Origin of the sequence: Enterococcus aquimarinus (assembly GCF_001885765.1) — a bacterium.
Taxonomy (GTDB): Bacteria; Bacillota; Bacilli; order Lactobacillales; family Enterococcaceae; genus Enterococcus_I; species Enterococcus_I aquimarinus.
Genome location: NZ_JXKD01000017.1, coordinates 40,066 through 52,694 on the forward strand (window position 1 = coordinate 40,066; position 12,629 = coordinate 52,694).

Below are 12,629 nucleotides of genomic sequence, written 5' to 3' on the forward strand. Positions count from 1 at the left end.
CAGTCCCTTCCAATCCTTTTTTTTCTATCTTTAGTGTACCATAAAAGATAAGAATTTTCTTATTTTCAAAAAGGATTGGTTGAGGAAAATGGTCACTTGGATTAAGCTAAGGAGGGAGGTGATTGCAACGTGCAAACGATGATAACGAATAGTTGGCAATCCTTATTCACCACTGAATTTGAGCAACCTTATTTTAAAGCGTTAGCGAAATGGGTGGATGAAGAGTATGAACAAGCCACGGTTTTTCCAGCTAAAGAAAATCTTTTTAAGGCGTTTGAACAAACACCTTATGAAAAAGTTAAAGTCGTCATTTTAGGACAAGACCCTTATCATGGCGCGCATCAATCGCATGGCTTGGCTTTTTCAGTTCAAAAAGGCGTCAAGATTCCACCGTCTTTGCGTAATATTTATAAAGAACTTGAAAGTGACTTAGGCATTGCCCCAGCTGCGCATGGTGATTTAAGTTCGTGGGCGCAACAAGGCGTGCTGTTATTAAATACGGTTTTGACCGTCAGAGAAGGCGAAGCAAACTCGCATCGTAAAAAAGGGTGGGAGACGTTTACCGATCATGTGATTGCCTATTTAAATGCACGCTCGACACCGATTGTCTTTATTTTGTGGGGGAAACCAGCCCAAGCAAAAGGTGCGATGATTGATACGAATAAGCATGTGATTATTCAATCATTTCATCCAAGTCCCTTGGCCGCTAGTCGTGGATTTTTTGGGTCGCGACCTTTTTCAAAGGCGAATCAAGCACTCATACAGTTGGGAGAACAGCCGATTGATTGGCAAATCCCACCTCAGCTATAACAAGAGAATTAAGAAATAATACAGTTGTCGGATAATCTATTGAATTGAAAGGTTTAAGAAGGATTTTTTCGATTAATACAGTGAAAAAAACTGTTCTTTTTTTGGTGAATGGTGTATGATGAATAGGAATAAACAAACTGGAGGGTTTTACTGTGGAATTATTTGATCATTTGAAATTTAAAATTGTTCGTCGTGGGATTCGAATTGCGTTTCCAGAAGCAACCGATACACGTATTTTAAGTGCGGTTGCGCGTTTAAAAGGGGAAGAATTAGTCGATCCTGTTTTAATTGGGAAACGTGCAGATATCGAGCAAGCAGCGACAGTACGTGGAATCAATATTGCAAGCTTTACGATTTATGATCCTTATGATTGTGAGCGTTGGGATGAAGTGGTTGATGCTTTTGTAGAAGTTCGTAAAGGCAAGATCACTCGTGAGCAAGCTGAAGTATTATTAAAAGATGAAAACTATTTTGGTACAATGTTAACACACATGGGTATTACAGATGGATTAGTTTCTGGTGCGATTCACTCAACTGGTGATACTGTTCGTCCAGCTTTACAAATCATCAAAACAAAACCAGGAATCTCTCGTACAAGTGGCGCGTTCTTAATGATGCGCGGAAATGAGCAAGAGAAATACTTGTTCGCTGACTGTGCAATCAACGTGAGCCCATCACCACAAGAGTTAGCTGAAATTGCGATTGCTTCTGCTGAAACAGCGAAAATGTTTGGTATCGATCCAAAAGTTGCGATGTTAAGCTTCTCAACTAAAGGTTCTGCGAAAGCACCACAAGCTGACGCAACAATTGAAGCAACTCGTATCGCGCAAGAATTAGCACCTGATTTAGTCATTGATGGCGAATTACAGTTTGATGCAGCTTACAACCAATCTGTTGCACAATTAAAAGCCCCTGAATCAGACGTTGCGGGTAAAGCTAATGTCTATGTCTTCCCAGATTTACAATCAGGAAACATTGGCTACAAATTAGCACAACGTTTAGGAAACTTTGAAGCGATTGGCCCAATCTTACAAGGATTAAATAAACCAATTTCAGATTTATCACGCGGTTGTAATGAAGAAGATGTTTACAAATTATCCATCATTACGGCAGCACAAACATTAAACGACTAAGCATTACACAAAGAGAGCACCTTATATAGTGATTCCAAAAAGTTAGACTTTTTGGGGTCACTATATTTTTTACTTTCTTTTTTTGTTCCACCAAGTCAAAGAAATAGTCCGCGCACTTCGCAACATTTGTGATATGATGTAGGAAGAAAAAATGCCATTCCTTCTTTATAAAAGAGATGGAAGTAGGTAAGGGAATGAATCCTTTGATTTTTATCAATGTTTCAAAAAACGAAAGGAGGTCCATTGATTGATGATGTTAGAAAGTCCAGAAGCAACGATTCTGTTTGCACAAGTGATTGGAACGGTTGCGCAAGCGGGCGACAATCTTGTATTAACAGGTGATCTAGGTGCCGGCAAAACAACGCTGACAAAAGGGATTGCCCAAGGTCTCGGGATTGATCAAATGATTAAAAGTCCGACTTATACAATTATTCGGGAGTACACCCAAGGTCGTCTTCCTTTATACCATATGGATGTTTATCGCACGGGTGAAAGTGCGGGGGATTTAGGCTTAGATGAGTATTTTGAAGGTGAAGGTCTTTGTGTCATTGAGTGGGGCAATTTGCTTGAAACGTATTTGCCGGAAAGCTACTTGGAAATCATTTTAACCAAAGATGCAGATCATGCGGACCGTCGAAGTGTCACTTTCCAGGCTTTTGGTCCAAAGGCACAAGCATTTGAAGAACGGATTAAAACGACATGGGAGGCAGGAAAATGAGCGAGGAATTAAATATCACCATTCGTGAAGCCATCCCAGACGATGCAGCGCAATTGTTAACGGTGATGCGCCAAATTGGACAAGAAACCGAATTTTTAGTGATGGATGAAGCCGGTATCGAGTTGCCGGAAGAATTACTGGCACTCCAGTTGGCCGATCTTTACGAAAGTCCTTCTAACGTGTTGTTTTTGGCCTTAGTCGACGACCGCATTGTCGGGACGGCTTCGATTAAGTCACAACCGGAAAGACGAATTAAACATATTGGCGAGTTAGGCGTTTCGATTTTAAAAGAATACTGGGGGCTTGGACTCGGCAGTATCTTAATCGAAGAACTGTTAGAATGGGCACAGACCAGCCAAGAAATATTCCGAATTGAACTAACGGTTCAAGAACAAAATCCACGAGCCGTCGCCCTCTATGAAAAATTTGGATTTAAAAAAGAAGCCTTAATGGAACGCGGAGCCAGAGCAGATGACGGGCATTTTTTAAAGGTTTGGCTGATGAGTTATATGGTGAATGATTAAAGCCAACGATTGACGAGTATCACAGACGCTTCTGTTCATCATTTTAAAGGATTTTCCCATCATATAAAAAACGATCATACCTACGAGGTATGATCGTTTTTTGGTGTGTTCGTCATAGACGTGCTTGTAAGAAGGAAATGAAATTCTGGGCAGCTTTTGATAAATGGTGATTTTTTAACCAAATGAGACCGACCGATCCCGTTAATTCACTGGTGTTCGCAATCCGGTAAGTATGGACGGCTCGCTTCGTGAAGCGTGGAATGAGTGTTTCGGGAACAATCGTTGCAGCAAAATGATTTGCGACTAACGTCATCAGTAATTCAATATCGGAACATTCGCCGACGATATTGGGCGTGAACGGATAACGAGAGAAGGCTTCGAGAAGTAAATAATGGACTCCTAAGCCTTCGGTGCTCGGGAAAATCAGACGGGACTGTTGCAAATCACGTAGTTCAATCTCTGTTTTTTCGATAGGTAACTTTTGGGCAGTCACAAAATAAAACGGTTCTGTCCGTAAATGCAGCACGTGAAAGTCCTCTAAAGGTAAGGGGAGTCGAATAATAGCGAGTTCCAGGACGCGTTCACGGACTAATTGACAAAGGTGGACCGATTCGTTTTGTTGGATTTTATAGGTTACTTCCGGAAATGCTGCTTGAAAGTCTTCTAAGATCGCGGGCAAAAGATTCTCTGAGAACGTATTGACCCCTAATGATAGATTTCCATTCATGCCTTGGCCGACTGCGGTCACGGCTGTTTGGGCTTCTTCCATCAATTGAACAATTTCTAAGGCATGTTGATAGAGGGTTTTTCCGGCTTCCGTCACGGCTAAGGATTTTCCATTTCGTTCGATTAATGTCGTTCCAAGGGCTTCTTCCATCGCTTTTAATTGTTGGCTTAAAGGTGGTTGAGACAAATGCAGTCGTTTAGCGGCGGCTGAAATGGTTTTTTCTTCGACGATTGCAATAAAGTAGCGTAATTGGCGGATATCCAACGCGCTCATCCTTTCTTCATAGGTATAGGTAAAACATTGCTAAAAAGAATATTGTTAATATTTTTCATATAGATAACCTCATGATACCATAGAGGATAAGGAGGTGCAGGATGATTTGAAGCGAAAAATGATCTTTATTAGTATTGTTTGCGTCAGCGTCTTGACCGCTTGTCAAAATTTCGCGACCTCTGACGAATCGACCATGACGACAGAAATAAGGGAGGAAACTCAGATGGAACAAGCACTGATTACGGCTGCGGCGAAGGGTGATACGGCAAGTGTCTTAGAATTATTAGCCAGTGGCGCTAAGATTGATGCAACGAATCAACAAGGAGATACGGCCATTATGGCTGCGACAAAAGGGGCGCATGTGGCAACCGTGGAAGCCTTGATTGCCCAAGGAGCAGACTTGAATCGTCGAAATCACAATCAAGATAATGTGTTGTTATATGCGAGTGCAGCAGGCGATTTGGCGATTGTCCAGTTAGCCATTGAAGCAGGTGCCGATACGACCATTACCAATCGATTTGGTGGCACGGGCTTGATTCCCGCGGCTGATCGAGGACACGTTAATATTGTGGAATATTTGTTAACGAAATCGGACGTTGATGTGAATCATCTGAACAATTTGCATTGGACAGCGTTATTGGAAGCGGTTATTTTAGGTGATGGTAGTGAAACGTATCAAACAATCGTGCAATTATTAGTCGATCACGGAGCAGATGTGAATCAAGGTGACCGTGAAGGTGTTACGCCCTTGCAACATGCAATCGATCGAGGCTTTACTGAGATTGAACGCATTTTACAAGCAGCAGGGGCCTAAAAAACGAGAAAAAGGAGCGTGAAGCTTTTGAGGTTATTATTGAAAAATGTACGGTTAGAAACAGGTTATGTCTATGATGAAGCGTTCGTTACGGCAACCCAAACGGGTATTTTTGATGTCTTGATGGAAGCGGGGGAATTTGTTGGAATTGCCGAATCAATCGAGGTGAATGATGCGGTCATCATTGATGCCAAGGAGCAACTACTTTTTCCATCGTTTAAAGAAATGCATACGCATCTTGATAAAACGTATTTTGGTGGTCCGTGGAAAGCACCGGTTCCCGCAACGGATGGGATTTTTACCCGTTTTAAAGAAGAAGCGACCTTGCTGCCTCAGCAACTGAGCGTGGCAGAAGAACGTGCACATCACATGGTGCAACATTATCTAAAAAATGGCCACACCTTTATTCGGACCCATGTGAATGTCGATCCGCATATTGGTTCACAACATGTCGCCATTGCCAAACGAGTATTAGCGCATTACGACGATCAGTTAGACTATGAAATTGTTGCTTTCCCGCAACATGGCTTACTGCGCAATGGACCTGAATTTCTTGCGGTACTAGAAGAGGCATTGCAAATGGGTGTCACCCATATTGGGGGTGTCGATCCGGCAGTGATTGATCGTCAAAGTCAAGCGGTCATTCAATTGACGTTTGATTTGGCACGTAAGTATAACATTGGGGTGGATATGCACTTACATGAGCGCAATACGTTAGGTGCTTTTGAGATTCATCGCTTATTAGATGAGATGGAACGTCAGCCTTTTGAGCAGAATGTGACCGTGAGTCATGCGTTTGCTTTGGCAGACTTACCACCTGCCGAACTCGAGTCTTTAGTGAAACGAATGGCCAAATTAAAAGTCGGTGTTACCACAACGGTTGCGATGGGTGCTGGACCAATCACGCTGCCAGTCAAGTATTTATTTGACAACGGGGTGGACGTGGCTTTTGGGCATGACAGTTTGATTGACCATTGGTCTCCTTTTGGGAGTGGGGATACCATTCAAAAACTGAATCACTTTGTCCAACGTTTTGGCTATATTGATGAATGGCATCTTGGTCAATCGTTGAAATACGCGACAGGTGGTCTGACTCCGTTAACGGAAGAAGGCTGCATGCAGTGGCCGAAAGTTGGCGATCGTGCGAATGCGATTCTTGTCGATGCGGTGAGTTCGGCGCATTTCATTGCGAGAAAATGTCCGATTTCGACCGTGATTTCCAAAGGAGCCATCGTTCATCAAGTTGAAATGGTACAAAAGGGGGCATTGCGATGAGTACATGGTTAACAAATGTCCGATTAGAAGTCGGCGAGCAAGTATCTGAGGACGGGCACGTTCAAACACTAACGGCATTATTTCATTTAGAAGTTAGTGAAGAGGGGATTGTCCAAATCCTTCCGGTAAGTGAGGTGCTGCCAGAAGTTTCCGCTATTGATATGGCAGGCAAACTGGCTTTACCGGCTTTTAAAGAGCGTCACAATCATTTGGATAAAACGTATTTGTCTTTAGGATGGAAAGCATGTCGCCCAGTGAGCAAACTTTCAGAGCGTTTGGCGTTAGAAGCAGCCGAGTTAGAAGTACTAGCAGAAAGTGTCGAACAACGAGCTTCGGCTATGATCGAACGTCACTTATCTTATGGTGTCAATCATATTCGGACGCACGTCAATATTGATCCGTTTATTGGGTTGCGAAATTTAGAAGGCGTCAAAAAAGCACTGAAAAAATATGAACCGTATTTAACGTATGAGATTGTCGCCTTTCCTCAACATGGTTTACTAGAACACGCGGAAGTGCCTGATTTATTACGCCAAGCGTTAGCCTCAGGTGCGACGATTTTAGGGGCGCTTGATCCTGCGGGAGTTGATCAAGCGGTGGAAGAATCCTTGGCCTTGACCATGGCGCTTGCTCAGGAGTTTGATGTCGATGTCGATATGCATCTCCATGATCGTGGCGAAGTTGGGTTTTACACGATGGATCGCTGGTTAGAGATGGTTGAAGCTTGTGGGTATACCGGACGAACAGCTTTTAGTCATGCATTTGGTTTAGCACATTTAAGTCCAGCGATGCAAACGAACTTTGCTCAAAAATTGCGCGCGCAGCAAGTTGAAATCATGACGACCATTCCGATATCCATTCATAACCAGTTGATTCCAATTGATACGTTACGGCAACAAGGGGTGCGCGTATCGGTCGGATGTGATGGCTTTTATGACTCATGGAATCCCAATTTTTCTGGTGATATTTTAGAAAAAGTTCAACAGTTTTGTGAATATACTGGAAAATCAAGCGAACGGGCGTTACGAGAAAGTTTAGGACTGATCACTCAAGGAATCACGCCACTCGATGCAAACGGCCAACAAGTTTGGCCAGTAGTTGGCGATGAAGCGAGCTTTGTCTTTGTGGAGGCTAGTTGTAGTGCCGAAGTAGTGGCTCGTGTCCCACAAAATCGTCAGTTGATGCATCAAGGGAAATTGTACCAAGCCTCATCAAATCTTCACGTCCCTTCAAAATAAAATCGGCGGAGAATCGATTATGCGTTAACAGGAAAACTTCAGGAGTGTGTTGACTTCTGAAGCTTTCCTTTTTTTTTTTTTTGCGAAATAAGGATGACAAGGGCTTGTCAAAAGCTTAAGACTTTCTCAAAGTGCCAGGACAAAAAAAGGTGATTTTCTCTAAGATTGTGGTCAGGCTGTAGGAAAAATGCTAGAATGATAGAGATGAAAAAAAGGGAGTAGAAAAATCGTGAATGTTAATTTTAAAGAAGCCTTAATCCATGCCTTTCCTGAAATGATTTTATATAAAGATGAACCATTAAAAAAATATACTTACACTGAAACAGGGGGCCCAGCGGATATTCTAGCCTTTCCGAACACGAGCGCCCAAGTAAAAGCGTTAGTCGATTATTGTCGAAATGAAGATATTCCTTGGATTGTGTTAGGCAATGCGAGTAACCTCATTGTTCGTGATCGTGGCATCCGTGGTGTGGTCATCATGTTGCTGGAAATGAAACAAATTAAGCTTGAAGGTGAGACGATAATTGTTGAATCGGGCGCCCGTCTGATTGAAGTCAGTCAAGTCGCACGTGACGCGTCCTTAACAGGCTTCGAGTTTGCTTGTGGCATTCCCGGTAGTGTCGGCGGTGCTGTCTTTATGAATGCAGGAGCCTATGGTGGCGAGATCAAAGATATTTTTGTCTCAGCAGAAGTCTTATTGCCAAGTGGTGAAATCATTACAATGGACCAAGATTCGATGGCGTTTCGTTATCGACATAGTCAGATTCAAGAACTTGGTGGCATTGTGTTGAGTAGCCGTTTTGCTTTGAAAAAAGGCAATCCACTTGAAATCAAAGCGAAAATGCGCGAATTGACCGAGTTACGTGAAGCGAAACAACCGTTAGAATACCCGTCATGTGGTAGCGTCTTTAAACGTCCGGAAGGTCACTTTACGGGCAAACTCGTCCAAGATGCCGGTTTACAAGGCTATACACTCGGTGGCGCGCAAATTTCGATGAAACATGCTGGCTTTATTGTCAACATCAATCAAGCAACGGCCACTGACTACATTCAATTAATCGCGCATATTCAAGCCGTTATCAAAGAAAAATTCGCCGTCACGTTAGAACCAGAAGTACGCATTATCGGCGAAGAATAAAGCAAAACAAAAAGCGTTGCGACAGTCTGAGTTTCATCAGAGTGTCGCAACGCTTTTTGGCTGTATAACTTTTAGTGTTGATGACTAAAATTCGTATTATTCCATCACATCTAAGATTGAATAGCTCCGTTGATCGAAACGATTGCGACTGCGAGAGTATTCGATGGGTTGCCCATTTTTTAGATAAATCACTTGTTCCACTTCTAAAATCGGATCGGTGACTTGGCAATTGAGATAATCCGTGTCATAGTGATCGGCTTTATCAGCTTTCAAATTACGATAGGCACCCGCAAAATAAATGCCTAATTCTCGATGGATGTAGTCGTAAATCGACTGTTCCAAGATAGTGGGAGTCAAATTGGGAACGAGTTCCGTCGGCATGTAAGTATGTTCTAAGACATAGGGATTGCCATCTAACAGTCGCAGACGAATAATTTTGTACACAGGTTGATGACTTTCTAAAAGTAATTTTTTCTTAATCGTTTCATCTGGAAATTCCACTTCAAAGACAATCACTTGACTCGTGAGATTCCGATTTTTCATTTGTTTACTTAGACCGTCATATTCAGTCGCCGAATAGTTTTCAGCTCCCCAAATACTGCTTTTCAGTACCCGCGTTCCAGAACCGCGCTGACTATAGATCAGCCCTTCCATTGCTAAAATGTTAATGGCTTTTTTGATCGTCGCTCGACTGACATTAAATTCATCTACCAGCTCTAGTTGGTTTGGTAACAGTGAGTCTGTCGGATAAATCCCATTTTGAATTCTTTCGCGCAATACATTGGCGATTGTCTCGTACTTTGTCACTTCCATTGGCCACCTTTCATCATGACCTTATTATATAGAAAGTCCGATACTTAAACAATCGGTGTTTGTTGTTGTTTGTCTAACATTTTTAAGAATGGATACCAAATGATACCGACAATGAAGAAATCCACGATTTGTAACAAGCCGCCAAGCAGTGAGTTCGTAGCTAAAATTCCATTTAACACAATTGGTACGGTCCATGGTACCGCAACCCCTGTTGGAGCAGGGACGAGGCCAATCGCCATCACAAAATAGTTGAAAGTTGTCACGACAAGGGGTGCGATGATCCACGGGATGAAAATTGTCGGATTCATGACGATAGGTAAACCGAAAATAGCAGGTTCATTCACGTTAAAGATTCCTGGTGCTAACGCTAAACGACCAACTTCTTTTGATTGTTGGCTATTCACGAAGAAAGCCATTAAGATGACAACGGCTAATGTCATACCGGAACCACCTAGCCCAACGGTAAACACTTCCATAAATGGTTTCGTGACGATATGGGGTAAAGCTTCACCCGCTTTGTAGGCTTCTAAATTTTCTAGCATTAACGTATTCCAAATCGGATCCATGACCGAATTGATAATAATTTGACCATGCAAGCCAAAGAACCATAAGAATTGTACGAGGAATAAGGCAATCAGCGTTGCGGGTAAGCCACTACCAAGACCGACTAATGGTTTTTGAATCACTTCATACACTAAATCGTGTAAGTTCGCTTCGAAAACACCTGTCATCATCGCATTGGCTGCTAAAAAGATGGATAACGTAATAATAGCTGGAATTAAGGCAGCGAAAGATTTTGCCACAGCAGGCGGAACCCCAATCGGCATTTTAATTTGCCACCCTTTTTTTGTCACACGAACGAATATTTCGGTAGCTAAAAAGGCGGAAATCATCCCGATAAACATCCCTTTTGCGCCTAAACGGTCGAGCGATAAGACACCTTGAATCACTTCGCCACCCTCAATCGTCATGAAAAAAGGCGTAATCATTAAGAAAGAAGCAAACGCCACGGCGCCACCAAAAATACCTTCTTCATCATACGATTTACTTAAATAATACCCAATCCCGAAAGTGACAAAAATCGTCATAATACTCATTGTCGCATTTTGTCCATTTCCAAACAGATTGTTCAAGGTTGATTTCGTTTGATCATTAAAAAATGGTAGGTTATTTACTACAACAATAATTGAGCCAAACATTGTTAAAGGAAACGACAACATAAAGGCGTCACGTAAAACGGTTAAATAACGATTACTTCCTAATTTGTTCGCAAACGGTAAAATCTTTTCTGCTAACTTATCCATAAAAGAATTCATAATAGCTGGTTCTCTCCTTTGATTAAAATAGTCTAAACAGTGTGAACAGCCATTTCTATTCGTAAAAAAGGCTATCCGACACGGCTTTGCAGAATGATTAATTAGTTCTTCCTGCAAAAAAAACAGTAATGAAATCGATTTCTAACAAATTGTATCATCTTTATTTTAAAAAGACTAGTCTTTTATTCAAAAAAGGATTGTCATTATTTTTTATCAATGTATAATGAGACGTGTAAAGAGATAAAAAATGCTTATTCACGAAGGAGTTTAGCCAATGACAACTTATACATTTCCAAAAGGATTTTGGTGGGGGTCTGCTGCAAGTGGCCCGCAAACAGAAGGCGTACTGACAAATGACGGAAAAGGAGACAGCATCTGGGATCACTGGTATAAAGAAGCACCCGAACGATTTTTTGATCAAGTCGGACCGGAGAAAACCTCGCAATTTTTAACCAAATACCAAGAAGATATTCAATTAATGAAACAAACAGGACACACGTCATTTCGGACAAGTATTCAGTGGAGTCGTCTAATTCCAGAAGGAACGGGGGCAGTTAATCCGGAAGCGGTCGCATTTTATAACGCGGTCATTGACGAATTAATCGCCAATGATATTGAACCGTTTATCAACTTGTTTCACTTTGATATGCCAATGGCCATGCAAGCAAAAGGTGGCTGGTTAAACCGCGAAACCGTTGAAGCGTACGTAGCGTATGCGAAAACATGTTTTGAATTATTCGGCGATCGCGTCACAAAATGGTTTACGCATAATGAACCAATTGTGCCCGTTGAAGGTGGCTACTTATACGATTTTCATTATCCAAATCACATTAATTTAAAAGAAGCGATTCAAGTGGCGTACCACGAAAATCTAGCGAGTGCGATGGCGATTCAAGCGTATCACGCGATGGATTTAGCGGGTGAAATTGGGATTATTTTAAATTTAACCCCAAGTTATCCTCGTGATCCTGAAAATCCAGCCGACGTCAAAGCGGCGAACATTGCGGATTTATTCTTTAATCGTTCATTCCTAGATCCAGCCATTAAAGGAGAATTTCCAGCTGAACTGATTGCCATTGTTCAAGAACTTGAGATGGTACCAGCCATTTTAGAAGGTGATTTAGCCATCATTCAAAACAATACGATTGATTTACTAGGGATTAATTACTATCAACCACGCCGCATCAAAGCCAAAGAATCCGCCGTTGATCATTCCCATGGTCCATTACCAGATGACTTTTTTGACAATTATGACATGCCAAACCGCAAAATGAATGTTTATCGCGGATGGGAAATTTACGAAAAAGGCATCTATGACATTTTAACGAATGTCCGTGAAAATTATGGCAATCTTCCGTGCTATATTTCTGAGAACGGGATGGGTGTTGAAGGTGAAGAACGCTTTGCCGATGAAAATGGCGCAATCCAAGATGATTATCGCATTAGATTTGTGAAAGATCATTTGAAATATGTGCATCAAGCCATTCAAGAAGGTAGCAGTGTACGTGGCTATCATATGTGGACGTGTATGGATAACTGGTCATGGACCAATGCCTATAAAAATCGTTATGGTTTCATCGCAGTCGATTTAAATCAAGACGCGAAACGTACGATTAAGAAAAGTGGACACTGGTTTAAAACCGTCTCTGACCAAAACGGTTTTACCGATTAACGCGAAACAGTAAAAAACCGGCCTCTTCCCAGCAGTGATGATTCACTGGGAAGAGGCCGGTTTTTTTGGTTGAATAACTGTACAATATCATTCATTCTTGTTCTCAATTTTTCTTTTTAGTCCTGTGATAAATAGTTTTTAATAAATTTATTTGTCAAATTAAGCGAGACAACTGCTC

12 protein-coding genes are annotated in these 12,629 nt (G+C 41.8%); 9 read left to right on the forward strand and 3 right to left on the reverse strand.

Going from position 1 to position 12,629, the window contains the following annotated elements; genetic code table 11:
* Positions 1-129: 129 nt before the first annotated feature.
* The 4 genes from RU93_RS10305 to RU93_RS10320 all read left to right on the forward strand — a co-directional run bounded on the left by RU93_RS10305 (position 130) and on the right by RU93_RS10320 (position 3,185).
* The gene (locus RU93_RS10305) at positions 130-810 is read left to right on the forward strand and encodes a uracil-DNA glycosylase (RefSeq protein WP_071875544.1); all 681 of its coding nucleotides are present in this window, start codon (positions 130-132) and stop codon (positions 808-810) included.
* A gap of 152 nt (positions 811-962) precedes the next feature.
* On the forward strand, positions 963-1,943 hold the full coding sequence (gene pta / locus RU93_RS10310; protein WP_071875545.1) for a phosphate acetyltransferase: 981 nt from the start codon (positions 963-965) through the stop codon (positions 1,941-1,943).
* 250 nt (positions 1,944-2,193) lie between these two features.
* Positions 2,194-2,661: a tRNA (adenosine(37)-N6)-threonylcarbamoyltransferase complex ATPase subunit type 1 TsaE gene (gene tsaE / locus RU93_RS10315; RefSeq protein ID WP_143139447.1), complete on the forward strand. Its 468-nt coding sequence runs from the start codon at positions 2,194-2,196 to the stop codon at positions 2,659-2,661.
* A complete protein-coding gene (locus RU93_RS10320; RefSeq protein ID WP_071875547.1) occupies positions 2,658-3,185 on the forward strand; it encodes a GNAT family N-acetyltransferase in 528 nt (175 codons plus the stop codon). The genes tsaE and RU93_RS10320 overlap by 4 nt, the downstream gene beginning before the upstream one ends.
* Before the next feature lie 112 nt (positions 3,186-3,297).
* On the opposite strand, the gene RU93_RS10325 is transcribed toward RU93_RS10320, so the two are convergent.
* Entirely contained in the window at positions 3,298-4,176 is an 879-nt protein-coding gene (locus tag RU93_RS10325) for a LysR family transcriptional regulator (RefSeq protein WP_071875548.1), read from the reverse strand.
* Positions 4,177-4,408: 232 nt separating this feature from the next.
* Here RU93_RS10325 and RU93_RS10330 point away from each other — a divergent pair, with 232 nt between their 5' ends.
* From RU93_RS10330 to murB, 4 genes are all read left to right on the forward strand, one after another.
* A complete protein-coding gene (locus RU93_RS10330) occupies positions 4,409-4,999 on the forward strand; it encodes an ankyrin repeat domain-containing protein (protein ID WP_071875549.1) in 591 nt (196 codons plus the stop codon).
* 39 nt (positions 5,000-5,038) lie between these two features.
* On the forward strand, positions 5,039-6,274 hold the full coding sequence (locus tag RU93_RS10335; protein WP_245785411.1) for an amidohydrolase: 1,236 nt from the start codon (positions 5,039-5,041) through the stop codon (positions 6,272-6,274).
* A complete protein-coding gene (locus RU93_RS10340) occupies positions 6,271-7,512 on the forward strand; it encodes an amidohydrolase (protein WP_071875551.1) in 1,242 nt (413 codons plus the stop codon). The genes RU93_RS10335 and RU93_RS10340 overlap by 4 nt, the downstream gene beginning before the upstream one ends.
* Positions 7,513-7,786: 274 nt before the next feature.
* Positions 7,787-8,650: a UDP-N-acetylmuramate dehydrogenase gene (gene murB, locus RU93_RS10345; RefSeq protein ID WP_071875556.1), complete on the forward strand. Its 864-nt coding sequence runs from the start codon at positions 7,787-7,789 to the stop codon at positions 8,648-8,650.
* A gap of 96 nt (positions 8,651-8,746) precedes the next feature.
* On the opposite strand, the gene RU93_RS10350 is transcribed toward murB, so the two are convergent.
* Together RU93_RS10350 and celB are read right to left on the reverse strand one after the other, a co-directional pair.
* The gene (locus RU93_RS10350; protein WP_211272589.1) at positions 8,747-9,457 is read right to left on the reverse strand and encodes a GntR family transcriptional regulator; all 711 of its coding nucleotides are present in this window, start codon (positions 9,455-9,457) and stop codon (positions 8,747-8,749) included.
* A gap of 50 nt (positions 9,458-9,507) precedes the next feature.
* Positions 9,508-10,779: a PTS cellobiose transporter subunit IIC gene (celB, locus tag RU93_RS10355; RefSeq protein ID WP_071875553.1), complete on the reverse strand. Its 1,272-nt coding sequence runs from the start codon at positions 10,777-10,779 to the stop codon at positions 9,508-9,510.
* Positions 10,780-11,053: 274 nt separating this feature from the next.
* Between celB and RU93_RS10360 the strand changes: the two genes are divergently transcribed.
* Positions 11,054-12,451: a glycoside hydrolase family 1 protein gene (locus tag RU93_RS10360; protein ID WP_071875554.1), complete on the forward strand. Its 1,398-nt coding sequence runs from the start codon at positions 11,054-11,056 to the stop codon at positions 12,449-12,451.
* The last annotated feature ends 178 nt before the right edge of the window (positions 12,452-12,629 follow it).